General features: G+C 62.8%; 23 protein-coding genes. 14 read left to right on the top strand and 9 right to left on the bottom strand.

Features of this window, described 5'->3' with window-relative positions; all coding sequences use genetic code 11:
* The first annotated feature begins 85 nt into the window (after positions 1-85).
* The 10 genes from ACK509_RS09090 to ACK509_RS09045 are packed head-to-tail and all read left to right on the top strand — an operon-like array spanning position 86 to position 11135.
* A complete protein-coding gene (locus ACK509_RS09090) occupies positions 86-682 on the top strand; it encodes a CoxG family protein (RefSeq protein WP_410766164.1) in 597 nt (198 codons plus the stop codon).
* On the top strand, positions 679-1566 hold the full coding sequence (locus ACK509_RS09085) for an FAD binding domain-containing protein (RefSeq protein ID WP_410766163.1): 888 nt from the start codon (positions 679-681) through the stop codon (positions 1564-1566). Before ACK509_RS09090 ends, ACK509_RS09085 begins: the two co-directional genes overlap by 4 nt.
* On the top strand, positions 1563-2192 hold the full coding sequence (locus ACK509_RS09080; protein ID WP_410766162.1) for a (2Fe-2S)-binding protein: 630 nt from the start codon (positions 1563-1565) through the stop codon (positions 2190-2192). The genes ACK509_RS09085 and ACK509_RS09080 overlap by 4 nt, the downstream gene beginning before the upstream one ends.
* Entirely contained in the window at positions 2189-4672 is a 2484-nt protein-coding gene (locus ACK509_RS09075; protein ID WP_410766161.1) for an aerobic carbon-monoxide dehydrogenase large subunit, read from the top strand. Before ACK509_RS09080 ends, ACK509_RS09075 begins: the two co-directional genes overlap by 4 nt.
* A 6-nt stretch (positions 4673-4678) precedes the next feature.
* The gene (locus tag ACK509_RS09070) at positions 4679-5836 is read left to right on the top strand and encodes an XdhC family protein (RefSeq protein WP_410766159.1); all 1158 of its coding nucleotides are present in this window, start codon (positions 4679-4681) and stop codon (positions 5834-5836) included.
* The gene (locus ACK509_RS09065) at positions 5833-6867 is read left to right on the top strand and encodes an AAA family ATPase (protein ID WP_410766157.1); all 1035 of its coding nucleotides are present in this window, start codon (positions 5833-5835) and stop codon (positions 6865-6867) included. The genes ACK509_RS09070 and ACK509_RS09065 overlap by 4 nt, the downstream gene beginning before the upstream one ends.
* Positions 6851-8302 (top strand): VWA domain-containing protein, encoded by a 1452-nt coding sequence (locus ACK509_RS09060; protein ID WP_410766156.1) that lies wholly within the window; start codon positions 6851-6853, stop codon positions 8300-8302. The genes ACK509_RS09065 and ACK509_RS09060 overlap by 17 nt, the downstream gene beginning before the upstream one ends.
* Positions 8295-9176, top strand: coding sequence for a Rossmann-like domain-containing protein (locus ACK509_RS09055; RefSeq protein ID WP_410766155.1), 882 nt, complete (start codon positions 8295-8297; stop codon positions 9174-9176). Before ACK509_RS09060 ends, ACK509_RS09055 begins: the two co-directional genes overlap by 8 nt.
* Positions 9173-10369: an XdhC family protein gene (locus ACK509_RS09050; protein WP_410766154.1), complete on the top strand. Its 1197-nt coding sequence runs from the start codon at positions 9173-9175 to the stop codon at positions 10367-10369. The genes ACK509_RS09055 and ACK509_RS09050 overlap by 4 nt, the downstream gene beginning before the upstream one ends.
* Positions 10362-11135, top strand: coding sequence for a hypothetical protein (locus ACK509_RS09045; protein ID WP_410766152.1), 774 nt, complete (start codon positions 10362-10364; stop codon positions 11133-11135). Before ACK509_RS09050 ends, ACK509_RS09045 begins: the two co-directional genes overlap by 8 nt.
* A 74-nt stretch (positions 11136-11209) precedes the next feature.
* On the opposite strand, the gene fer is transcribed toward ACK509_RS09045, so the two are convergent.
* The 5 genes from fer to ACK509_RS09020 all read right to left on the bottom strand — a co-directional run bounded on the left by fer (position 11210) and on the right by ACK509_RS09020 (position 16911).
* A complete protein-coding gene (gene fer / locus ACK509_RS09040; protein ID WP_390225408.1) occupies positions 11210-11599 on the bottom strand; it encodes a ferredoxin Fer in 390 nt (129 codons plus the stop codon).
* Positions 11600-11717: 118 nt separating this feature from the next.
* On the bottom strand, positions 11718-12839 hold the full coding sequence (locus ACK509_RS09035; RefSeq protein ID WP_410766278.1) for an anion permease: 1122 nt from the start codon (positions 12837-12839) through the stop codon (positions 11718-11720).
* A gap of 95 nt (positions 12840-12934) precedes the next feature.
* Complete coding sequence (locus ACK509_RS09030) at positions 12935-14227, bottom strand: O-acetylhomoserine aminocarboxypropyltransferase/cysteine synthase family protein (protein WP_410766151.1); 1293 nt, start codon at positions 14225-14227, stop codon at positions 12935-12937.
* Positions 14228-14344: 117 nt separating this feature from the next.
* The gene (metX, locus tag ACK509_RS09025) at positions 14345-15592 is read right to left on the bottom strand and encodes a homoserine O-acetyltransferase (protein WP_410766150.1); all 1248 of its coding nucleotides are present in this window, start codon (positions 15590-15592) and stop codon (positions 14345-14347) included.
* Entirely contained in the window at positions 15589-16911 is a 1323-nt protein-coding gene (locus tag ACK509_RS09020) for an O-acetylhomoserine aminocarboxypropyltransferase/cysteine synthase family protein (protein WP_410766148.1), read from the bottom strand. The genes metX and ACK509_RS09020 overlap by 4 nt, the downstream gene beginning before the upstream one ends.
* Positions 16912-17013: 102 nt before the next feature.
* Here ACK509_RS09020 and ACK509_RS09015 point away from each other — a divergent pair, with 102 nt between their 5' ends.
* The 4 genes from ACK509_RS09015 (at position 17014) to ligA (ending at position 21539) form a co-directional block, all read left to right on the top strand.
* A complete protein-coding gene (locus ACK509_RS09015; RefSeq protein WP_410766147.1) occupies positions 17014-17661 on the top strand; it encodes a helix-turn-helix domain-containing protein in 648 nt (215 codons plus the stop codon).
* Between the two features lie 62 nt (positions 17662-17723).
* The gene (locus tag ACK509_RS09010) at positions 17724-19082 is read left to right on the top strand and encodes a cytochrome P450 (RefSeq protein WP_410766146.1); all 1359 of its coding nucleotides are present in this window, start codon (positions 17724-17726) and stop codon (positions 19080-19082) included.
* Positions 19083-19130: 48 nt separating this feature from the next.
* Positions 19131-19349, top strand: a complete 219-nt coding sequence (locus ACK509_RS09005; RefSeq protein WP_410766145.1) for a hypothetical protein — start codon at positions 19131-19133, stop codon at positions 19347-19349.
* 54 nt (positions 19350-19403) lie between these two features.
* A complete protein-coding gene (ligA, locus tag ACK509_RS09000; RefSeq protein ID WP_410766144.1) occupies positions 19404-21539 on the top strand; it encodes an NAD-dependent DNA ligase LigA in 2136 nt (711 codons plus the stop codon).
* A 28-nt stretch (positions 21540-21567) separates the two neighbouring features.
* Here the strand turns inward: ligA and ACK509_RS08995 are convergent, their stop codons facing one another.
* The 4 genes from ACK509_RS08995 to ACK509_RS08980 form a co-directional block, all read right to left on the bottom strand.
* Positions 21568-22494, bottom strand: coding sequence for an ABC transporter permease (locus ACK509_RS08995; RefSeq protein ID WP_410766143.1), 927 nt, complete (start codon positions 22492-22494; stop codon positions 21568-21570).
* On the bottom strand, positions 22491-23456 hold the full coding sequence (locus ACK509_RS08990; RefSeq protein WP_410766142.1) for an ATP-binding cassette domain-containing protein: 966 nt from the start codon (positions 23454-23456) through the stop codon (positions 22491-22493). Before ACK509_RS08990 ends, ACK509_RS08995 begins: the two co-directional genes overlap by 4 nt.
* A gap of 114 nt (positions 23457-23570) precedes the next feature.
* Entirely contained in the window at positions 23571-23837 is a 267-nt protein-coding gene (locus tag ACK509_RS08985) for a hypothetical protein (RefSeq protein WP_410766141.1), read from the bottom strand.
* A 124-nt stretch (positions 23838-23961) separates the two neighbouring features.
* Entirely contained in the window at positions 23962-25440 is a 1479-nt protein-coding gene (locus ACK509_RS08980; RefSeq protein ID WP_410766140.1) for a methyl-accepting chemotaxis protein, read from the bottom strand.
* Positions 25441-25456: the final 16 nt, after the last annotated feature.

Here is a 25456-nt window from a genome sequence, read left to right as displayed (position 1 = left end):
GGTAATAGTATGCACATAGTGCGGGGTTATAAAAGATGAGTACGAGCAGTAGACGACCGACGCGGCACAGGCCGGGGTGGTATTGATGGAGTTCAACGGCGAGTTCGAACTCGAAAGTGTCCCGCCGGAGAAGGCGTGGATCGTGTTGTCCGACCCTATCGCGGTCCGAAATTCGTTGAAAGGCTGTAAGTACATCACGCCGAAGACTGACGATTTCAGTTTCGACGACTACGAGCCAGAAGAAGGCGTCGAGACGCTCCCGGAGGCAGACCCGGACGACGTCGTGGCGCGCGCGTTCAAAGAAGGTCAAGAGTACGCCGCACTGATGCAAGTCGGTGTCGGGAGCGTCAAACCACGCTTCGAGACGACGGTGACCATCCAAGAGCGCGACCATGACGACTTCATCATGACCGCGACGGGCGGTGGAAGCGCCAGTGGCAGTAGCTTCAGCATGGAGTCGGGGATGCAGATATTCCCGCTCGAAGACGGCGACGGCTCACGAATTGAGTGGTGGACCGAGGCCGACATCTCGGGTCGCATCGCCCAACTCGGGTCGCGCGTCATCAACCCGGTTGCGAACAAAATCGTCGGCAACTTCTTCAAGGATATCGAGCGGCAGATGACTGAAGTGAGCGAGGAGACAGATTCGAGCATCACAGACCGAATCCGAGGGCTGTTATGAAACCCGCACCGTTCGAGCAGCACGAGCCAACCACCGTCAAAGAGGCCGTGAGTCTGCTCGAAAGTCTGGACGACCGCGCGATTCTCGCCGGTGGTCAGAGTATGGTTCCGATGCTTCGATTCCGACTCGCGGTGCCGGAGACCATCATCGACATCAACCGTGTCGAAGGTCTCGACACCTTCGAAGAAGCAGATGGATGGCTCAGAATCGGCGCGCTCGTTCGCCACGCCGACGTGGAACACTCCGACCTCATCGCCGAGAAGTACGGCAGTTTCGCCGACGCGGCCCCACTCGTCGCCGACCCGCAGATTCGAAATCGCGGGACGGTCGCGGGGTCGGTCGCACAGGCGGACCCGAAAGGTGACTGGGGAAGCGTCCTCCTCGCCCACGAAGGCGAGGTCGTCGCTCACGGTCCCGACGGCGAACGGGTCATCCCAGCGGACGAGTTCTTCTTGCTTCCGTACGACACGACGCTCGAAGAGAACGAACTACTCACCGAACTTCGCGTGCCGGTTCCGGCCCCGAACGAGGGGAGTTCGTATCGCAAACTGAAGCGCAAGGTCGGTGACTACGCGATGGTCGGTTCGGCCGTGCGACTCGTTCTCGACGACGACGGCGTCATCCAGACTGCCAACATCGCGCTCACCGCCGTCGATATCACCAACGTCCGGGCGACCGACGCCGAGGAGTATCTCGAAGGTGAGCGTCCGGGGAGCGACGTGTTCAAGCGCGCCGGAGAACTGGCCGCAGAGCAATCGAACCCAGAGGCCGACGAACACGGCGGTGTCGCGTACAAAGAACGAATGGTGAGCGTCCTCACCCAGCGCGCACTCGCCGACGCGGCCGAACGAACTGGCGCGGTGAAACGAACGGTGAAACAATGACGATTACACGAGAAATTACGCTCACGGTCAACGGGACCGAGCATACGGTCGAAGTCGAACCGCGCCAACTGCTGGTACACACAATCAGGGAAGAACTAGACATGACCGGGACGCACATCGGGTGCGACACCGGAAACTGCGGTGCGTGTACCGTCGTGAAGGACGGCGAACCCATCAAGTCCTGTCTGATGTTCGCCACGCAAGCCGACGGGAGCGAACTGCTCACCGTCGAAGGGATGGAAGAACTACCCGAGGCGGCTGGTGGTCTCCACCCGTTACAAGAGGGCTTCCGCGAGGAACACGGCCTCCAGTGTGGCTACTGCACGCCCGGCATGCTCATGTCCGGAAAGGCACTCCTCGACAACAACCCGGACCCGAGCGAGGCGGAGATTCGCGAGGCCATCAGCGGCAACCTCTGTCGCTGTACCGGCTACCAGAACATCGTCAAATCGGTCGAATACGCCTCGGAGAAACTAAGCGAGGTCGCCGCCGCCGACGGTGGCGTCGAAGCGACCGACGTATCCAGCACGACCGACGCCGAGTTTACCTGTGGCGTCGAGAACTGCTGTGGCGGGCCATCGACCGACCGCGAACACGTCTCTGACACCGGAGGTGAGAGCCAATGAGTAGCGACGAACGACCCTACGTTCACTCGGAGGACGGCGGACCCGACCCGGAGACGTTCTGTGGTCACGGTCGTGGCGGCATGGGTGAAGAGGTCAAACGCAAGGAAGACCAGCGCTTCATCACCGGTCGCGGTAACTACATCGACGACATCAAGAAACCAGGGATGCTGCACTGCGAAATCGTCCGCAGTCCGCACGCTCACGCCCGTATCGAGAACATCGACAAGTCGCGGGCGCTGGATGTAGACGGTGTCGTCGCCGTCATCACCGCAGACGACCTGCTCGAACACGGTCTCGCGACGATGCCGACGCTGATGGCGGACACGCAGGACGTCCTCGTCAACGAGAAGGTGAAGTTCCAGTCCCAAGAGGTCGCCGCGGTCATCGCAACCGACCGCTACACCGCGAAAGACGGTGCGCAGAAAGTCGTCGTCGATTACGACGTCCTCGACCCCGTCGTGGACCCGAAGAAGGCACTCGAAGACGACGCGCCGCTCATCCGCGACGACATCGAAGGGAAAGAAGACAACCACTGTCTCGACTGGGACACGGGCGACAAGGAGGCCACGGACAAGGTGTTCGACGAGGCCGAGGTGACCGTCAAAGAGCAGATGCTCTACCAGCGACTGCACCCTGCACCAATCGAGACGTGTGGGGCAGTCGGTGATTACGACCCGGGCAGAGACAAACTGACGGTCCACATGACCTCGCAGGCCCCGCACATCCACCGGACGCTGTTCTCGCAGGTGGCGGGTATCCCCGAACACAAGGTCAGAATCATCAGCCCCGACGTTGGTGGTGGATTCGGCAACAAGGTGCCAATCTACCCCGGCTACGTCGTCGCCGCGGCGGCATCGGTTGTGCTTGAAAAACCCGTGAAGTGGGTCGAGGAGCGCTCCGAGAACATCCAGACGACCGGGTTCGCCCGCGACTACGACATGACGGGCGAACTCGCGGCGACCAAGGACGGCAAGATTCAGGCCGTCAGAACGCACGTGCTGGCAAATCACGGCGCGTACAACGCTGTCGCCCAGCCATCGAAGTTCCCTGCAGGGTTCTTCAACATCTTCACCGGGTCGTACGATATCGAGACGGCCTACGGGTCGTTGACGGCAGCCTACACGAACACCGCGCCCGGTGGCGTCGCCTATCGCTGTTCGTTCCGGGTCACCGAGGCAGTCTATCTCATCGAGCGGATGGTGAAGGTACTCGCCGACGAACTCGGCATGGACCCGGCAGAGATTCGACGGAAGAACTTCATCCCGTCGGAGAAGTTCCCCTACAAGAGTCCGACCGGTTGGAACTACGACTCCGGTGACTACGAGAAAGCGCTCGACCTCGCACTGGAGATGTCCGACTACGATTCCTACCGCGAAGAGCAACAGCGCCGCATCGACGAAGACGCCGACAAACTGCTCGGTATCGGCATCTCTTCGTTCACCGAAATTGTCGGGGCAGGCCCCGGAAAGACCTGTGACATCGCGGGCGTCGAGATGTTCGACTCCGCCGAAATCCGGGTACACCCGAACGGGAGCGCCACGGTTCGAGTCGGTGTCCAGACGCAAGGACAGGGTCACGAGACCACGTTCGCTCAAATCGTCGCCGAGGAACTCGGCATGAACGTCGAAGACATCACGGTCGAACACGGCGACACCGACACCGACCCGTACGGACTCGGTACCTACGGTTCACGGAGTACGCCGGTCGCGGGCGCGGCAGCAGCAGTCGCCGCCCGGAAGGTCCGCGAGAAGGCCAAGACCATCGCAGCGAACGAACTCGAAACGAGCGAAGACGACGTGACGTGGGACCGCGAAACTGGCGGGTTCCACGTCGTCGGCGCACCGGACCGGTCGGTCACGATTACCGAAATCGCCGCCGGAGCGTACATGAACCACCCTGCGGGCGAAGAACCCGGTCTCGAAGCCGTCGATTACTACGACCCGCCGGAGATGACATACCCGTTCGGCTCCTACATCGTCATTGTGGAAGTCGACCGCGAGACTGGCGAAGTCGACTTCGAGAAGTTCGTCGCCGTCGACGACTGTGGCAACCGCATCAACCCGATGATTATCGAAGGGCAAATCCACGGCGGACTCGCCCAAGGTATCGGGACGGCGATGCTGGAGCACGTCACCTACGACGACAACGGCAACGTCACCGGTGGCGACTTCATGAACTACCTGCTTCCCACCTCGATGGAGATTCCGGAGTTCGAGACGGGCTACACCGTCACGCCGTCTCCGCACCACCCCATCGGAGCGAAAGGTGTCGGCGAATCGCCGACAGTCGGGTCACCACCAGCCATCGTCAACGCCGTCGTCGACGCGATGGCACACGCAGGTATCAGGCACATCGAGATGCCGATGACGCCCGACCGAGTCTGGGAGAAACTCGACGAAGCAGGCCTCGCCATCGACCCGGCCGACAACTTCGAGTTCGAGTTCGAAGCGGCGGGAAGCGGTGAGACAGCAGACGACTAACGATAAATGACAGACGGAACAGCACACGACGGCCATCATGGCCACCACGACGCCGCGGACGCCAGCGACGACCTCGCCGAACGCGAACGACTGCTGACCGAGCGCGGCGAACCGTACGCCCGGGCGACCGTCGTCCGGCGCGAACCGCCAGTGTCGGCGAACGTCGGTGACCGTGCGGTCGTCACCGCAGACGGTGACCTCTTCGGCTGGGTTGGCGGCGCGTCCTGCGCGCAATCGACGGTGATTCGAGAAGCACAGGCGGCCATCGGCGACGGAAAGCCGCGACTGCTCGGTCTCGCACCAAACCCGGACGACGTTGCACGCCCCGGACTGGACGCGTTCCCGATGACGTGTCACAGCGAAGGGACACTCGAAGTGTTCGTCGAACCGGTGATTCCGGTGACACAACTCCTCGTCGTCGGTGACTCACCCGCCGCACGCTCGCTCGCCAGACTCGCCCCCGAACTCGACATAGCAGTTACCATCGTTGACCCGGACAGGGCAAGTGAGGAGCAGGCAAGTGGCGAATCAGCCACGGTTCTCTCGACGCTTGACCCCGACGAAATCGCCGCGGAAGTCGGCGTTGGACCGTTCGTCGTCGTCGCCTCGATGGGCAAATACGACGCCCGCGGTATCGCCGCAGGCGTCCTCGCCGACGCGCCGTACATCGGTCTCGTAGCGAGTAGCGTGCGCGCGACAGAAGTCGTCGAACGCGCCGCTGGACTTCTCGACAGCGACCCGGAGGCGGTTCGAAACGCGATTACGAACCCCGCCGGTCACGATATCGGCGCACACACGGGGGGCGAAATCGCCGTCAGCATACTGGCTGAACTGGTCGAGGTTCGGGCATCGGTGGGCGCAATCACCGCATCTGCTGGTGACTCGAAGCACGTCACCGCTGGCGATGCAAGCGAGAGCGCCGACGCCGACGCATGCTGTTCCGGAGACCACGACGAGGCAGAAAGCGCAGACTCCGCCGACGCGAGTGACGGCCCACACATCGACCCAGTCTGCGGGATGACGGTCGAACCAGAGGGCGCACCGAGCGTCACATACGAGGGTGAGACCTACTACTTCTGCTGTCAGGGCTGTGCTGACTCCTTCAGCAACGACCCCGAGCAGTACCTCGACGCGGACAAGGGCCAACCCGCCCACTCACGATGACGAAAGAACAGCCGAACTCCGCGAACGCACCTTCGCCGTTCGGCGACCTCTCGGAGTCGGCATTACGCGAGCGGTTCGACCACCTGAACTACGTGGCGACCGACCGCGTCGTCACCACCGTCTATCTCGCACTTCGGATGGGCCGCCCGCTCCTTGCGGAAGGACCGCCGGGAAGCGGGAAGACGGAACTCGGGAAGGTACTCGCCGAGGCGTTCGACACGGAGTTGATTCGCCTCCAGTGTTACGAGGGGTTGACCGTCGAGAACGCCCTGTACGAGTGGAACTACACGAAGCAACTCCTCGCCGTCCAGTCGGACGAGGCACGGGTGGGCGCAGGCGAAAGTGACACCCAAGTGTCCGACGAGACGACGACTCGCTCGAACTCGGTGTTCAACGAGGAGTACCTCCTCGAACGCCCACTTCTGCGGGTACTCACCGCAGGCGGCGACCGGCCGCCGGTACTACTTATCGACGAGATAGACCGTGCTGACGAGGAGTTCGAGGCGTTCCTCTTGGAACTGCTCTCGGACTTCCAGGTGTCGATTCCCGAACTCGGCACCATCACGGCCGACCACCCACCCATCGTCATCCTAACCTCGAATCGAACGAGGGCGCTGAGCGACGCGCTCAAACGTCGGTGTCTCTACTTGCACGTCGAACCGCCGTCGTTCGAGACGGAGTACGAAATCGTCACCCGCAAGGTACCCGAACTCGACGCCGTCGTCGCGGCCGAGGTGTGCGCTATCGTCGAACGACTCCGAGAGGAATCGTTCCTCAAGCGCCCCGGTGTCGCCGAGACCCTCGACTGGGCGCGAGCGGTTGCCACCCTGCGAGCCGATTCGAGCGGAGATGGCGAGGCGGCGGATACAGAATCCATTTCGACCGCCGAAATCGAGCGGACAATCGGCTGCCTGCTCAAGGAGGTAGAAGACGTAGAGCGCGTCGATTCCGACCTGCTCGAAGGACTACGCGAGGCCGCGGCCGTGGCACACGAACGAACCGCGGAGGTTCCCGATGGCTCCCGGCCGTGACTTCTTCGACGGGAAAACTGCGAGACAGAACCAGCCACGAGGCTGGCAGAACGTCCCCGATTTCCGACTCGCACGACGCCACGTCGTGACGGAGTTGATTCGTTTCACACGGAACCTCCGAGACGCGGGAGTGGCGGTTCCAGCGAATGGCAGTCTCGACGGTGCCAGCACGCTCGCAGTGATGGGTCTCGCCGACCGAGATGCCGTCGCCGACGCGCTACGGGCGACGTTACTCTCCGACGCCGCCGACGGCGACGCCTTCGACGAGGCGTTTCCAAACTTCTGGCACCGCATGCGAACTGGACTCGACCGAATCGCAACCGACGAGGGTGGCCTCTCACCCACCGGAGACGAGACGGACGACTCAGACGAGGGCGGCCCGGTCGCGCAACTACAGGAAGAAGGTGCCGACACGGACACCCCGGAGACGCTCGGAAACGCAGCGGCACCCGAGATAGACACTGGCGACGAAGCAGGCCGGGTTGACGTTCGTATTCGAACGGGGATGCAGCACACGACAGGTGACCAATCCGCATCGACCGACCCCGGCGACGGCAATGCCCGGCGATACAGCGCCGTGGGCGGACGTGAGACGGTCGATAACGATATCCCACCGCTCTCGGAGCGCGACCGGGTGGCAATCGACCGGTTCATCGACGCACTGGCGACGATTCCCGGTCGCCGAAGCCACAGGACCGAAGGCGGAAGCCACGTCGATGCCCGCCGCGCACTCCGCGCGAGCATCGCCACTGGCGGGACACCGATTCGCTTGCCGAGTCGAGAACCAGTTGACAGCGAACTCCGGTGCTGTCTCCTCGTGGACGTCAGCGGGTCTGTCCTCGACACCATCGACCGAGGGGCGCTCCTCGCGTTTGCAGAGGCACTCCAGACGAGCGCCCGAAACGGGTCGGTGTTCTTGTTCGACACAGACCTCGTTGACGCCACCGACCAGTTCGCACGAGCGAAAGGAGACCCCGCCGCTGCGCTCCGTGCCGCCGAAATCGACTGGGGTGGCGGCACGCGAATCGGAGACGCGTTCGAGACACTCCGGCGAGAGTTCCCTCACGCTGTGGACCGGCGAACTGCCGTCGTCGTCGTCAGCGACGGCCTCGACGTGGGCGACCAGGAGACCCTCCGTCGGGGCGTGACGTGGCTCTCCCGGCGGGCGAACGCGCTCGTGTGGCTCAACCCGCTCGCGGTGTCCCCAGACTACGAACCGCTGTCCAAAGGGATGGCGACGTGTCTCCCCTACGTCGATGGGTTGTTTGGGTTCGCCACGCCAGCAGACCTCGACGAGGCCGCACGACAACTCGAACGACGTGGGACTGCCGGACCCATCGGCTACGAGTACGACCCGCGCCGAGGGTACTCCAGAGACGGCGCGGCGTCGGCAACGGCCGGAAGCACGCGAGAGAAAGGAGAGACCAATGACTGACCCGCTCCTTCCAACCGTCGTTGACCAACTCCGCACGCTCGGTGCGCCAAACCGAGCGACCGTCGAGCGCGTGACGGTTGGCGACAAAGCGGTGATGGTCGAACTATCCGGTGTGCGAGATGCGACCCAAACCGAAGAGCAATCGAACGGCGAGCGAACTGCCGGTCTCGCGCACCGGCCGCCCGGTCCCGCACCATCGACTGCTGACATCGACGTGGCGACACTGCTCGATTGGGCGGCGTCGGCACCGGTCGGCGGGCCAGAAACACCCGATGGCCGTGTTTCGCTGTCTGTCGCCGTTGCGGCACTCAACGCGCTGTCGGCTCCGTACATCGACTGGGTGGTCGGTGACCCGATGGCACTGCTCGACTCGAACGTCGGGACGATTGCGACAGTCGGGCTGTTCCGACCCGCGTTCAAGAAGTTCGACGACGTGGACGTTCGCGTCATCGAACGCGACGAGGTTGGCGACGTGACCACCCCAGACGGTGTTCGGGTCACGACCTATCGGCAGGCAGAAGCGAACACAGCACTCGCCGACGCTGAAGTGATTTTCGTGACCGGTTCTGCGTTTCTCTACGGCGGCGTCGAGCGATATTTGGACGCCGCACCGTCTACGGCAACGGTCGTGGTCGTCGGTGCGACCGCGTCGTTCCTTCCCACCCCACTGTTCGATGCTGGCGTCGATGTCGTCGCTGGCGCGTCAGTGGCCGACGCCGACCGTGCCAGAACAGCGATTCGCGCCGGTGCGTGCGGGACCGACCTGCACGACGCTGGCGTACAGAAAGTCTACGCCGTTCGTGACGGGTCCACCGCGACCGGCCTGTCGCTTTCGCGGCAGACGAGTGAGGACCAGAGAGGATTCAACTCATGACAGGAAGCAAGTGGAGTGTCCCAGAGACCGAAGTTGTACAGCGCGTTCACGAGCGACTCGATGCGGACGGGTCTGACGTCCTCGCAACCATCGTGGATGTGAAGGGGAACGCCTACCGACGCCCCGGTGCGAAGATGCTCCTCGACGAGGGGGGCGAAGGCGTCGGCAGCATCACCGCCGGGTGTCTGGAAGACGACCTTCGTAAGGTCGCTGAATCGGTCCGCACTGCGGGCCGTCCGGAACTCGTCACCTACGACCTGATGGACGACGAAGAGGACGTGTGGGGCCTCGGTGTCGGCTGTAACGGTATCATCGAAGTGCTGTTGGAGCCACTGACCGAAACCTACCGACCGGCCGTCGAAGCGTTCGCCAGCGGGCGAGACGTGGCGGTACTCACCGTTCTCGAGAGTGGCGAGAGTGGAGACGAAACAGGAGGAGACGGTGGGTCGCTCGAAACCGGAGGCCGGGCGTACTACTACCCGGACGATGGCAGTTTCGTGACTCCCGACGGCGAATCGGCCAGCGATTGGCCCACGTCGCTGGCGGCGCTGACCGAGAACGCCAAATCGCTCGCCGAGCGTGGGCGGGCAGGCGTCGTCGAACTCGACTACGAAGGGCGTCGGCTCAGTGTGTTCATCGACGGTCTCGCCGCCCCGCCGAACCTCGTCGTCTTCGGAACGGGCCACGACGTTGGTCCAGTCACCGAGTTGGCCGCGAAGAACGACTTCCGAGTGACGGTTGTCGGGTTCCGCGGCGGGGTTGACCTCGAAGAACGGTTCCCGGACGCAGACGAGACGCTGACGACCTCACCGGGGTCAGTCGCCGACACAGTCGACCTCACCGACCGAACCTACGCCGTCGTCATGACGCACAACTTCATCGACGACCGGTTGACCATCGAGACGCTCCTCGAGTCGCCAGCCCCGTACGTCGGACTGATGGGACCACACGAGCGCTTCGAGGAGATGCGCGAGCAATTCGAAGCAGAGGGAACAACGTTCGACGAACAGGCGCTATCCACGCTCTACACACCTATCGGACTCGACCTTGGCGGCGGGTCACCGTACCAGATAGCACACAGTATCGTCGCGGAGATATTGGCTGTCTCTAACGACCGACGCCCCAACCACCTCCGGACACGTGAGGGTCACATCCACGAGCGAGTTGCCACGGACTCAAGTGGCGATGACTAACCGTGGCCGCTGGCGTGGCCGCGGTCTCACGCTCGCCGCACTCGTCTGGTTGAGTGTCAGCCCCGTTCGAGCCCACGAGTTCGGGTCGAACGAGAGTACTGTCGTCCCGCTTGCCGTCGTCCTCTTCCTGTCGGTCGGGGTCGCCACAGTCGGTGGGGTGTGGGCGCTCCTCGGTTCGACCCGATTCACGACACTCACACCGGAGACACGGCGGCGTCTCACGACTACGTTCGGTGTGGTACTCGTGGGTCTCGGCGTCAGTCTCTTTCTTCCGATTGCCGTGGCGGACCCTGTAGTCGGTGTCGTCGGGGTCGTAGTTGGAGGCGTGGCTGGGCGGTGGCTCCCACACTCACACGCGACCGGTAAGGGGAGTGTGAGACGGGCCAGTGCTGTGAGCGGTGCGTTGACTATGCATCGAGTCATCGAGGGTGTCGCGCTCGCGGCAGTGTACGCGGCTGACCAAGCACTCGGTGTCGTCGCTGTTCTGCTCTTGACGCTCCACACGACAGTCGAAACCGTCGCTGTCGGTGTCGAGTACGGGTCGGTGGGGCAGCGAACGCAGGGTGTCGTGGCGATACTGCTCATGCAAGCAGGGTTCGTCCTCAGCGCGGTGGTCGCACTCCTCGCGGCCGGGTCGCTGCCAGCGGTCGTGCGCGGACTCGTGCTGGCCGGAATCGCTGGCCTGCTACTCGTCGTCGGTGGACACGACGTCCGTGGGCACATCGTCGGAGGCACACGACGACGGCTCAGCAGTGACGTAGAGTAGGGCCAGTGTTCGACACTCAGTCGAGAGCAGTCGCTGGTCGGGTGAGTCTGTTAAAAATTCAGAGAGTTGGCGTCTTAGATGACGCGGTTCTGCAGGTAGTCGAGGTGCTTCGCGTTGTAGACAATCTTGACCTCGTCGGTCGTAGGCGAACCGATGCAGGTGAGGCGGACGTTCTTCTCGTTGACTTCTTCGTCGGAGAGAATCTGCTGCATGTCCATCTCGATTTCGCCGACCTTGACGATGGAAGCACAGTTTGCACAGGCACCTGCACGGCAGCTGAACGGCCAGTCGTAGCCCTGCGCTTCTGCGGCTTCGAGGATGTACTCGCCCTGGTTGACTTCGAGTTCGCCGAAGTCCTCAGCGTCGAGGCCTGCGTCAGCAGCTTTCTCGAAGAGGTCGTCGTCATCCATGTCCCAACCTTGGTCATCGAGAGTTTCGTAGTTAAGGTAAGTTACCGTGGGCATCGACCGCTGATTCGAAGGCCATCCCATTAGACTTTGCTGTTTTCTTGCCGAAACCGACTGGCGTGGTGGCCCCGCTCACGGCGTCTCGCGAGGAAATGTTCGACCCACCAAAAGGGAGTTAGAACGAAACCGTCGAAAAGAGCGCGTACGACGCGATTGCCGATATCGAGGGCGTGAGAATCCAGAAGAAGATGACCCGCCCCGTCGTTCCGGGGTCGAACAGGTCGTGGGATGCGAGTTCGTCGGGTGCTTCCTCACCCATCGCTGGGACGTGATCTTCGCGTTCGGCGGCGAGTGCGTTCACGGAGACAGCAGGTGCTTCACCCTTCCCAAGCGCTTCGCCGAGCGTGACCGTCCGGGTCGCACGACCCCACCCGAGGCCGACGATACACATTGTTGCACTCACGGCGAGACTCGCGGGGATACCGATTGCCGAGAGGAACGAGATGAGCGACGCACTCACGGTTTCGACGATGAGCGCCGCGAGAATCGGAAGTTCGGTGAGGTCGTTGCCGACGGTATCGAGCGTCCGGCGAGCGATGGTGAATGCACCCAGTCCAATCGCCCCTGCGGCGAGGAGAATCCCCATATCCATGCTGAGCGCACCGTTGCCGACGAGCGGGGCGACGGCGTTCGCAACGTTCGATGCGCCCGCCGAGAACGCCATGTAACAGGCGACGACGACGACCAGAATGGTGCTTCCGAGTTCTCGATAGGTCGTGTTAGGCCCGAGTTGTGGGCGTGGAATCGCCCCCGTTTTGTCGAGTTTGACGAGTGGGCCATGGCTCTGGTCGAGTTTGAGCCACGCATCGAGATACGGGTAGATGTACCGCCCGATAACGGCACAGACCCAGAAGGCGATGACGGGCGCGACGATCCACCACGAGATGATTTCGAGCATGACGGCGGAGTCGAGAGAGCCCCGAGCGAGTCCGAGACCGGCAATCGCGCCGACTGCTGTCATTGACGTGGATGCGGGAACGCCGAACGTGTTCGAGACGAGAAGCGCAAGCCCGACGAAGAAGAGGACGGCGACGCTCGCAACGAGCGTAAACTCGCTCTGTGGGACGATTTGGCCGCCCATCTTGGCGACGACTTCGCGGCCGATAGTCCATCCACCCAAGAGTGCAAAGCCGGTCATCAACCCCGCAGCGGCGAGTTTCCCGAGGACGTTCGACCCAACTGCGGGACCGAAGGCTACCCCCGTCGATGAACCGCCGATGTTGAACCCGACGAACACCGCAACCACGAGACCAACTACGAGCAGTGCTTCTACCACACCGGGTCTAAACACTCAGCCACAAAAGGGGCGACGGTCGGCGGCGCTGGTGCGAGTCAGTTCGAAGCCGTACGGATGGCCTGGTCCAGGTCGGCGATGATGTCGTCGGGGTCCTCGATGCCAACCGAGAGACGGACCATGTCGGGGGTGACGCCCGCGGCGGCCTGCTCGTCGTCGGTGAGTTGCTGGTGGGTCGTCGAGGCAGGGTGGATGACGAGCGTCTTCGCGTCGCCGACGTTGGCGAGCAACGAGGCGAGTTCGACGTTGTTCACGGTCCCTTTTGCGGCCTCGTACCCGTCGGCGAGGCCGAACGTAATCATACCGCCGTAGCCGCCGTCGAGGTACTTCGCGGCCTCCTCGTGTGTCTCGTGGGATTCGAGACCGGGGTAGTTGACCCACGACACCTTCTCGTGGTCGTCGAGGAACTCCGCGACGAGTTGAGCGTTCTCGCAGTGCGCGCGCATCCGAAGCGGGAAGGATTCGAGCTTTTCGAGCGTCTGCCACGCGTCGAACGGCGATTGGGCGTTCCCGAGGTCGCGGAGGCCGCGAGCGATACCGGCGTAGGTGAACGCGGCGTCGCCGAAGGTCTCGGCGAAGTTGATGCCGTGGTACGCCGGGTTCGGTTTGGCTATCTCGGGGTAGTCGTCGGCGTACTCCGCCCACGGGAAGGTGCCGCCGTCGACGAGGACGCCGCCGATAGTCGTCCCGGCACCGTGAATCCACTTCGTCGTGGACTCCCAGACGATGTCCGCGCCGTGTTCGATTGGGTTGCACAGGTACGGCGTCGCAAAGGTGTTGTCCACGACGAGGGGCACGCCGTGTTCGTGCGCCACGTCGGCGATGGCTTCGATGTCGGGCGTCACGAGTGCCGGATTGCCGATGGTTTCGAGGTGGACGAAGGCGGTGTCCTCGTCGATGGCCTCAGCGTAGGCGTCCACGTCGAGGGTATCGACGAATCGAGTGGTGACGCCGCGACGCTCGACGGAGTGAGTGAGGTAGGTGTAGGTTCCCCCGTAGAGCGACGACGACGAGACGATGTTGTCGCCAGCCGACGCGAGCAGGAAGTTCGTGAGGTCGAACGCGGCCATCCCCGAGGAGGTGGCGACCGCGCCAACCCCACCTTCGAGCGAGGCGAGTCGCTCTTGGAGCATACCGACGGTCGGATTCATCAGCCGCGAGTAGATGTGACCGGGTTTTTCGAGGGCGAACTGCGCGGCGGCGTCGGCGGCGTCTTCGAAGACGTACGACGTGGTCTGATACAACGGCGGTGCGCGAGCGCCGGTCGCGGCGTCTGGCTCTTGTCCGGCGTGGAGACTGCGGGTGTGGAATCCCGGTGTGTCGTCGCTCATGGCTCGACTATGAGAGCGAATCGGCCTAAATCGGTGTGGCGAGCGCAATTCCCGCCGGTGTCTGCGACGAGGTAGCAGGCGTCGCTCGTCGGGGTGGGCGGTCCGTGACGAGCGGGCCTATCGACTGAACAACGACGAGTGGACTGGCGCGAACGACGTGTCTTCGTCCGCGACGTGGTTATCCGAGGCGGTGTCGGTGACGGCACGACCGGACGGTCCGTCGGCGACGAAATCGCTCACCGGCGGGCCGACCTTCTCGGGTTCGACGAGGAACGCGTCGTGGCCGTGGTCGGATTCGACGACGTGGTGTGAGACAGGGATATCGACACGGCGACAGGCCGACGCGAGTGATTCGGCCTGTTCGGTCGTAAAGTGCCAGTCGCCGGTGAACGAGAGCAAGAGCGCCTCACCCTCGAACGCCGCGAGCGCCGCTGAATCCGATTCGTATCCCTCCGAGAGGTCGTAATCGTCCATCGCGCGAGTGAGATACAGATACGAGTTGGCATCGAAGCGCTGGGCGAACTTCTCGCCTTGGTAGTCGAGATACGACTCCACCTCGCGGTAGGGGAAGAACATCGCCGCGGGGTCGGCGGGGTAGGTGTCGCCGCGGCCACCCCGACCCGCCGCTCGCCGCCCGAACTTGTGGTCCATCGAATCCTTCGAGAGGTACATCACGTGACCGATTTGGCGGGCCAATCCGAGTCCCGCGTCCGGGCTTGGCTTGTCGTCGCCGTAGTAGTCGCCGCCGTTCCAGTCCGGGTCGGTCGTGATGGCGCGGCGAGCGATGGCGTCGAGGCCGAGACACTGCGGGTCGAGTCTGGCGGCAGAGGCGACGACGACGATTCTCGTCACGTCGTCGGGGTACTGAACGGCCCAGTCGAGTGCGTTCATGCCGCCGACAGAGCCACCGACGACGGCGTGGAGACGACCGATGCCGAGATGGTCGCACAGGCGTCGCTGTGCCTGTGTCCAGTCACCGATGGTGACGGGTGGGAAATCGGTCCCCCACGGGTCACCATCGGGGCTGTCGCTTGCGGGACCGCTGGACCCGTAGCACGACCCGGGGACGTTCGCGCAGACGACGTAGTACTCGTTGGTGTCGATGGCCTTGCCAGGGCCGACGATATCTGACCACCACGCCCGGGCCTGTCCGGAGACGCTGCTTTCGGTCCCGTAGCCAGCGACGTGCTGGCTTCCGGTCAGGGCGTGACAGACGAGGACTGCGTTATCCCCGGTGAACTCGCCAAACGTCGCATAGGCAATCTGGAGGTTCGGAATCGACTCACCCGACTCGAAGCGGAACTCGCCGAGGTCGGCGGTCGCCGAGTCACTCTGTCGGCCCGGACTGGTTCGTCCGCGACTCATGCGTGCCCCGGGCGTGTCTGTCGTGCGGGTGTTTCGTCTGTTGCACGGGAAATCGCTTGGTCGAGGTCGGCGATGATGTCGTCTGCATCTTCGATGCCGACCGAGAGGCGAAGCAGGTCGGGGGCGACGCCCGCGGCGTGCTGTTCTTCGACCGAGAGTTGTGCGTGCGTGGTCGATGCCGGGTGAATGAGGAGGGTCTTCGCGTCACCGATATTGGCGAGGAAACTCACGAGTTCGACCGACTCGCAGACGGTCTTTGCGGCCGCGTAAGATGCTTCGTCGTCATCGCCGACGAGGCCAAACGTGACCATCCCCGCGAAGCCATCGAGGTACTTCGAGGCCAGATGGTTCGTCTCGTGGGCTTCGAAACCGGGGTAGGTCACCCACGCAACGTCTTCGTGGTCACGGAGGAATTCGGCGACCTGTCGGGCGTTATCGCAGTGGGCAGCCATCCGAAGGCCAAGCGTTTCGAGGCCCTGAATGGTCTGCCACGCGTCGAATGGCGACTGGCAGTTACCGAGGCTTCGGACGGCACGGTGGCGGATTGTCTGGGCGAAGGCGCGCTCGCCGAATCGCTCCACGAAATCGACGCCGAAGGCGGGGTTCTCACCCGAGAGTTCCTCGTAGTCGGCGGCCTCCCACGGGAAGGTGCCGCCATCGACGACGACGCCGCCGACGGTGGTTCCAGAGCCGTGAATCCACTTCGTCGTGGACTCCCAGACGATGTCTGCGCCGTGTTCGATTGGCCGACAGAGTGCGGGCGTCGCAAAGGTGTTGTCCACGACGAGCGGAACTTCGTGTTCGTGGGCAACGTCCGCGACAGCCTCGAAATCAGGCGTCTTCAGCGAGGGATTCGCCACCGTCTCGACGTGGACGAACGCGGTGTTCTCGTCGATTGCGTCGGCGTAGGCGTCGATATCGAGTGTCTCGACGGTTCGGGGTTCGATACCACGACGAGCTGCGGTGTTAGAGAAGTACGAAGACGTGCCGCCGTACATGTCTTCGGAGAGGACGACGTTGTCACCTGCGGAGGCGAGAACCGTCGTAATCGCGTCGATAGCGGCCATCCCCGAGGAGGTGGCGACGGCATCGACGCCTGCTTCGAGCGCGGCGAGGCGGCGTTCGAGGATTCGAGTCGTCGGATTCGAGATTCGGGAGTACACGTCGCCTTCTGCCTCGAGTGCGTAGAGGTCTGCGGCGTGGTCGGCGTCGTCGAACACGTACGACGTGGTTTGGTAGAGCGGCGGGGCACGCGCCCCTGTCGCCGGGTCCGGGCCCTGACCGGCGTGTAGACCGCGAGTGCGGAAACCTCGATTCATGTATGTGGTGCATAATTCTGTAAAGATGTATAACCCTCAGTTACGGCAAGCGTTGCCGGACGGGGAGAACAAGTTGATACGCCCGTGGGCGCGAGGAAGTGCATGAAGTGTCTGCGGGCTCACTTCGACACCGAAACCAACCCGTTTGGGGACCTCTACGAGGTGTTCGTCACGGACGGCGAGTGGCCGCGAGGCGAACTCCGAGACATCCGACTTCGGCGTGACGGAACTGTCGTCGAACTGTGCCATCTCGAGACCGCGCCAGACCCTGAGCGCGTCGCCTCTCACGATGATATCGTCGATTTCGACATTTCGTCCACCAGCGACGGCGGTGCAGTCTGTCACCTCCACATGCATCCGACCGAACACGTCCGCCGACTGCTCGAACTCCTCGACGAACACGACCTGCTCCTCGATACGCCGATTCGACTCACTCGCGACGGCATAACTGTCCACGTTCTCGGCGGCCACGACCAACTCACGGCGGCGGTGTCGTCGCTTCCGGACCCGCTCGCGGCGGCGTTCTCGGTGGATGGATTTTCCGAGTACACCCCGGTTGCGGATAGCGTTCGCGCCGGGTTGACGACGAGACAGCGAGAGGCACTCTCAGTCGCCGTCGAACTCGGGTACTACGATATTCCGCGCTGTTCGACCATCGACGACGTGGCGTGTGAACTCGGCTGTTCGGCGAGTACGGCCTCGGAACACCTGCGAAAAGCCGAATCGCACGTGCTGACCAAACTCGGATAGCACTTAAAGAACCGGCCGCCAACGGCGACAGTTGCATGCCCGAACTCTGCGAAGTATGAGATATGTCTGAGTCTACGCCCACCCCGCGCGAGGACCCACCGGGTCCTTCGGGTGCGCCGTTCGTCGAGAACACCTTCCAGTACGCCGCTCGTCCACTCTCGTTTATGACCGACGTGGCGCGCGAGTACGGTCCCGTCTCGCAGTACGAACTGGGTGGCATCTCGTTCTACCAGTTGAGCGACCCCGAACTCGTCGAACACGTCCTCGTGCAAGCGAATCAAAAGTACATCAAAGGCGAGCGCTTCCAAGCGTCGTTGCGGCCGCCACTTGGTGACGGACTACTGACGAGCGAAGGCGAGTTTTGGCGACAGCAGCGCCACCTCATGCAACCTGCGTTCCTGCCGCAGATGCTCCAGCGATACAGCGAGGTGATGGTCGAGTACACCGAGCGTATGCTGTCGTCGTGGGAAGACGGCGAGACCCGCGATATCCACGAGGATATGATGACGCTCACCGTCGAAATCGCCGCCAAGACACTCTTCGACGTGGATATCCGCGAGGCAGAGTCGGCAGTCAGTGAGGCGCTCGAAACCGTCATGGACTTCTCTTCGACGACGATGCGCCGACCCGTCGAAGTCCCGCGGTGGCTTCCGACGCCGCTCAATCGACGCTACAAGGACGCACTCGCCGACTTACAGGAAATCGCCGACCGCATCATCCACGAGTACCGCAACGAGAAGTCCCACGAAGGTGCGAACGATATCGTCTCTCTCCTTCTCTCGTTCCGCGACGAGAACGGCGACCCGCTGCCGGAAGCACAGATTCGTGACGAACTCATCACTATCCTGCTGGCCGGTCACGAGACGACGGCACTCGCGCTCACCTACACGCTTCACCTCCTCGGCCGGAATCCCGAACAGGAGGCGACGTTACACGAGGAGTTGGACACTGTTCTGGCTGGCGAGCGCCCGACGTTCGCCTCACTGGATGACCTCACGTACACCGAGCAAGTCGTCAAAGAGGGAATGCGTGTCTATCCGCCCGTGTGGCAACTCATCCGTGAGGCCGCCGAAGACGACGTCGTAGGCGGCTACCGCATTCCGAAAGGCCAGACCGTCGCCGTCCAACAGTGGGTACTCCACCGCGACCCACGCTTCTACGACGACCCCGAGAAGTTCAACCCAAGTCGGTGGACCACCGAGTTCGAGAAGGACCTTCCTTCCTACGCGTATTTCCCGTTCGGTGGCGGCCCACGCCGCTGTATCGGCGACCGCTTTGCCATGATGGAGGCGCGTCTCGTCCTCGCTACAGTCGCACAAGAGTGGACCGTCGAACCGAGTCACGACCTCTCGTTCGACCCGTCGATTACGCTCCGACCCGATGGGTCAGTCGAGATGGTCGTCCGTCGGCGCGAGAACTAACACTCGTCCAGCCCGAAAACTCATCACAATTCATCGAATCGTTCGGGTATGACAGAACACCTGTGGATGGTTGGTGTGATGTTTCTCGCTATCGGCCTTCCCGGTGCAGTCTTTCCGTATCGCGTGACGAAACTCGGCGAGCGAATCGACGCGTTCGGGAGCAAGACCCCGCGTGACGACGTCGAACCCGCAGAGTGGAACGTGACGCTCACGCGCTTCGGCGGGGTGTTCGCAACCGCTCTCGGTGTTGCGTACCTCTTCGCCTGAGTCTCGTCGGCCTGCCCGGAGCGTTTACCCGTCGTCCGTTCGACACCACGACCAATGAGCGATGCCGACGCCGAGAATCCCTATCTTCGAGAGCCATCGACCGAGTTCGAGCCCATCGATTCGCTGACTCGCGAAGAAGGTGCGAAGCAGGCAGACCTGCTCCGCGACGCGATTCGAGAACACGACTATCGCTACTACGTCGATGCGGAGCCCCTCGTCTCGGATGCCGCCTACGACGCTCTCTTCGCGCGGTTACAGGACCTCGAAGACGCGTTCGACCTCGATACGACCGGGAGTCCGACGAGTCGCGTCGGCGGCGCGCCACTCGACAAACTCGAAACCGTCGAACACGTCGCGCCGATGCTCTCTATCGACCAGAGTACGGAGGCCGAAGAGTTACGAGAGTTCGACGAACGCGTCCGCCGCGAGGTCGGCGACGTGGCCTACGTCTGCGAACCGAAGTTCGACGGCCTCTCGCTCGAAGTCGTCTACGAAGACGGCGAATTCGTCCACGCTGCAACCCGTGGCGACGGTCAACGCGGTGACGACGTGAGCGCGCAGGTGAAGACGATTCCCGCCGTCCCGCTTCGACTCCGGGGTGACTACCCCGAGACGCTCGCAGTCCGTGGCGAAGTCTACATGCCGAAACCCGCCTTCAGCGACCTGAACCGCGAGCGTGTCGAGGCGGGTGACGAACCTTTCGCCAACCCGCGAAACGCCGCCGCCGGAACGCTTCGGAATCTCGACCCCTCGGTCGTCGCCAGTCGCCCGCTCTCGATTTTCTTCTACGACATTTTGGATGCGAGCAGTCTCCCCGACTCCCAGTGGGAGTCTCTCGACCGACTCCGCGAGTGGGGTCTGCGCGTCGCCGACCGTATCGAGCGCGTCGAAGACGTAGACGGCGCAATCGACTACCGGAATCAGATGAAAGCCGAGCGCGACGACCTCGACTACGAAATCGACGGGACGGTCATCAAAGTCGATTCGCGCGACGCACGCGAAGAACTCGGCGAGAAGAGTCGGTCTGTCCGGTGGGCGTTTGCGTACAAATTCCCCGCCCGGCAAGAGGTGACGACGCTCCGCGATATCGTGGTGCAGGTCGGTCGAACCGGGAGATTGACGCCAGTCGCTCTCTTGGACCCCGTGGACGTTGGCGGCGTAACGGTGTCGCGGGCGACGCTCCACAACCCCGACGAAATCGAATCGTTGGGCGTTGCTATCGGCGACAAAGTGCGAATCAAGCGCGCTGGCGACGTGATTCCGCAGGTCGTCGAAGTCGTCGAGGTCGATGAGCAACGCTCGTCGGCCCGGCGGACAGAATCCGGCGAAGACGCCGGTGGGAGCTACGACTTTCCCGACGAGTGCCCCGTCTGCGGGAGCGTCGTGGACCGCGACGGCCCACTCGCGTTCTGTTCGGGCGGGCTTTCGTGTCCCGCCCAGCGCGAAGCCTCGATTGGCCACTTCGCCATCAAAAGCGCGATGGATATCGACGGACTCGGCGGCGAACGTGTCTCACAATTAGTAGACGAAGGCCTCGTAGAGACGGTTGCCGACCTCTACGACCTCACAGTCGATGACCTCGTCGAACTCGAAGGCTGGGGGGAGACGAGCGCCCAGAACCTCGTGGACTCGGTTGCCGATTCGAGAGCGCCAACACTCGATTCGTTCCTCGTCGGCCTCGGCATCCCCGAGGTCGGCGAGGCGACCGCACGCGGACTGGCACAGGAGTTCGAAACCATCGATGCGTTTCCACTCGGTTCGGAGATGGGTCCGGACGAGTTCGACGAGTTCGAGTCCCGCTTACAGACCATCGACGACGTGGGCGAAACCGTCGCGCGACACATTCGCGACTTCTTCGAGAACGAAGACAACCGTGCCGTCATTCGCGCCCTCCTCGACCGCGGCGTCGAACCCCAACCCGTCGAATCTGGCGGCGACGAACTCGACGGCCTCACCTTCGTCGTCACGGGGGCGCTCTCGGTGCCGCGAAGCGCCATCAAAGAACTCGTCGAACGACACGGTGGGTCGGTCACCGGGTCGGTTTCGGGTAACACCGACTACCTCGTCGTCGGCGAGAACCCGGGACAATCGAAACGCGACGATGCCGACGAGCGTGGTGTCCCGATTGCGACAGAGACGGAGTTCGCCGATTTACTGGCCGAGCGCGGTATCGACTATCCGCCGGAGTGAGTACGACGAAAATCGAGCGACGCCGCGCTTAGAGGTCGGCGTCGTCGAACGCGCGGTAACCGAGAATTGGCGGAACGACAATCCACGCGATGAGGACGAGAAGGATGAATCCGCCGGTGAAGTAGAACGGAACCGATTCGGCGAACACTGGCTGGAGGACGAGTTGTTCGCCGAGGCTGGCTTTGAACATGCGAGCCGCCCCTGCCGAGCCGTAGAGTTCGGCAATGAGCGTCTCGTAGGCGCGAAGTGGGTTCAGGTACTTGATGAACAGTCGCATCTGGACGATTTGTTCGGCGGTGAGGGCATCGATGCCGGGGAGTTGCTCGAACGCCCAGTTGATGAGTCGTGGAATACCGGTCGAAACCGTCGCCCAGAGGATGGAGAAGATGAAGTAGATACCAATCGTGCCGAAGAGAGCCTGTCGTTGGGACTCCGAGGTGGCCGAGAGCCAAACACCGATGGAGACGAACGAAGCAACCAGCAGTCCGGAGAGTGCGACTTGGCCCAGATACGAGACGAACTGAATCTGCGTTCCAGTTGCGGCCATCGCGACGAGCGCGACCACGAAGCCGACGAGCATCGAAATCGAGACGACGAGCGTCCGACCGAGATACTTGCCGAGGACCACGTCTTGCCGAGAGTTCGGGAGCGACAACAGGAGCTTCAGGGTTCCCGATTCTCGCTCGTCGATGAGCGCGCCGTGGGCCGTCACGAGCGCGATGAGCGCGAGGACGAATCCGAGCATCCCGGCGTACGAGAAGCTAAACAGCCCCGGCATGGTCGAAGTGAGGCCGAACAGTGCTTCGGAGTTCGCACCCGCACCTTCGAACAACACGCCGTAGAACAGCGCGGTCGAACCGCCGATGAGGAGGGCAAAGAACATCGTCAGTCCGGCGAGCCAGCGCGAGCGAATCGCGTCGCGGAAGTCCTTTCTGGCGACCGATTCGAGCGTCATGCGGTCACCTCCGCGGGCGACTCTTCGGTGTAGGCGAGGAAGATATCCTCCAGCGAGGCGGCGTCGGTTTCGAAGTCAGAGACGGTGGCTCCGGCCTCTTCGATTGCAGTGATGACGCGTGTCTTCGCGTCGTCGGTACAGGCGACGACGAGCGTGTCACCTTCGACCGATGCCGACGAGACGCCTTCGACCGATTCGACGACACTGGTGTCGATATCGCCCACGACGTCGATGCGAAGGACCGCTTCGCCCTGCATCTGGTCGCGGAGTCCTTCGATGGTGTCTTCGGCGATGAGCGACCCGTTTCGGAGGATTCCGACGCGGTCACACACGGCTTCGACCTGTCCGAGGACGTGGCTAGAGAAGAAGACAGTCGCACCGCGTTCTGCCTCTTCGCGGACGATATCGCGCATCTCTTTGGCTCCGGCGGGGTCCAGACCCGACGATGGTTCGTCGAGGATGAGCAGGTCGGGGCTTCCGACGAGCGCCATCCCGAGTGCGAGGCGCTGGGCCATCCCTTTCGAGTAGCCACCAGCGCGGCGGTCCGCGTCTTCTTGGGAGAGTCCAACCCGAGCGAGGATGTCGTCGGGGTCGTCGTCCGCCTCTTTCGACTCGATGGCGAATTCGAGGTGTTCGCGCCCGGTGAGTCGGTCGTACACATCGTAGCCTTCGGGGAGGACACCCGTCCGTTTTCGGACTTCGACACTCTCGGATTGGGCGTCGAAGCCGAGGACGCGGATAGACCCGTTGGTCGGGCGCACGAAGTCGAGCAGCATGTTGATTGTCGTCGATTTTCCGGCACCGTTGGGACCAAGGAAGCCAAACACCTCACCGTCCTCGACGGTGAAAGAGAGGCTATCGACGGCAGTCACGACATCGGACGGAGAGCGACGAAGAGTGTTCATCAGGCCTTCGTGCTCTTCGAACCGTTTCGTGACACCGTCCACTTCGATGGCGGCCATGGCCGAGGGTGTGTCGCCCTGTCATAAAGGGTTTTAGGTGCGAAAATCAGCCACGATAACAGTCTGGTAGTTAAATCGCTACAGGGAACCGCCGAACAACGCGCTCAGCAGCGATTAGATTTCGTCGTCGGGGTCGTGCTTCTCGGCCATCTTCGTCGCTTCTTGTGCGTACTGTTCCTGGCGGTCTTCGGAGACCGGTGAGAGGTCGTCTTTCGAAGCTTCGATGGCGGCCGTCGTCGCCATTCTGCGCTGGTGCATCACGGCCGCAGCGAGTTCTTTCTGGAGTGCGTACTCGCCATCGGTGGTCGCATAGACGAGGATGATGAGGTCGCGGTCGTCGTAGGAGCGTTCGACCAACCAGAGGCGAACAGTGTCGTCCATGGCTCTCGATTCGGTGGCGAGTCCCTTACGCGTGCCGCATCACGAAAGTCGAAGAGAGAAAAACGTCCGAGTTCAAGAGTAGTTGCTGGTGGGTTAGTTCAAGAGTAGTTGCTGGTGGGTTAGTTCAAGAGTGGTTGCCGGTGAGTTCCTCGACTTCGCGTGCGAGCGAGGAGAGCGCCTGCGTACTCTCGTCACTGGCGACGACGATTCGCTCGACCGAACCCTCGGTCTCGGCGGTGTGGTCGTGGACGTCTTCGATGGTTGCGGTGAGTTCTTCGACGGCCTCGGCCTGTTCGTCCGTCGCACGCGAGACTTCTGCGACGCCATCGGCAGCGGTGTCGATAGACGTTGCAATCTCTTCGAACGCCTCGAGCATCTCGGTGATACGCTCGTCGGCGTGTTCGATGCGGTCGTTCGACTCGGTTGCGGCGGTGACTGCGTTGTCCGTCCGCGACTGAATCGTCTCGATTTGCTCGGTGATATCTTCGGTGTGCTGGCGCGTCTCGTCGGCGAGCGATTTGACTTCCTCTGCGACGACGGCGAATCCGTCGCCGTCTTGGCCCGCACGTGCCGCTTCGATGTTCGCGTTGAGTGCGAGCAAGTTGGTCTGTTCGGCCACGTCGGAGATGACTTCCACGACGTCTTCGATTTCGTCCATCCGCTGGCCGAGGTCGGTCACGCGGTCGACGAGTTCGTCACCCATCTTGACGACTGCGGCGGTTGCTTCGCGTGCTTCGGTGTTCGCCTCACGGCCGTCTGCGGTCGCATCGCGTGCTTCGCCAGCGGCGCTATCGACTTCGTCGGCCGTGGCGGCGACTTCTTCCATCGTCGCGCTGAACTGCTGCATCTGTGTCGCGCCTTCGTCCAGCAGGTCGCGCTGGGCTTCGACGTTCTCTGCAATCGCATCGGCGGCGTTCGCCGCGCGGGTGACCGCTTCGGTTGCCGTCTGCGTCTCGTCTTCGACGTTCGAGGCGAGGTCGGCGAGTTTGCGGGACATCTCGTTGACCGAGTCCACGACGATGAGGAGTTTCTCGTCGGTCAGGTCGGCTTCGTCGAGCATGACTTTCGAATCGAGGTTGCCGCGGGTCAACTCCGTGAGCGTCGTCTGGACTTCGTTGACGAAGAGGTCCACTTCGCGGTTGCGCTCGACTTCTTCGGTTCGGTCGCGGACGGTCTGCAAGACGCCGACGAGTTCTTCACCCTCGTACAGCGGCATCGCCGTGTGGCGGAGGTGGTGTGTCTGACCTTCGAGGTCGGTGTACGCCTCGTCTGCGGCGTAGAGCATCCGTGCTGCATCTTCGAGTTCGATATCACCGTGTTGGTCTGCGTTCTGTGGGTTCGCCAGGACCGTTCCCGAGAGGACTTCGTGGGTATCGTCACCGTAGAAGACCTCGCTGAGGTCGGTTCGTCCGAGTGCAACGGCGGCGGCGGTCGCGGTGAGCGACTCCATACCCTGATTCCACGCGGCGATTCGCCCGTCGGTATCGAGTACCAGCGCCGGGAGACCGACGCCATCCAACAACACTTCGTCCTCGACGTTGAGGTCGGGCGCTTCCGAGAGTGCGACGGCACCACCATCGGTGAGTGGTACACCTCGACCCATCAACGAGCGGAGATGA

The organism is Haloferax sp. DFSO60 (assembly GCF_046557615.1).
Classification (GTDB): Archaea; Halobacteriota; Halobacteria; order Halobacteriales; family Haloferacaceae; genus Haloferax.
Note: the sequence above shows the minus strand (reverse complement) of the source record. Positions and strands in the feature narration are given on the sequence as shown.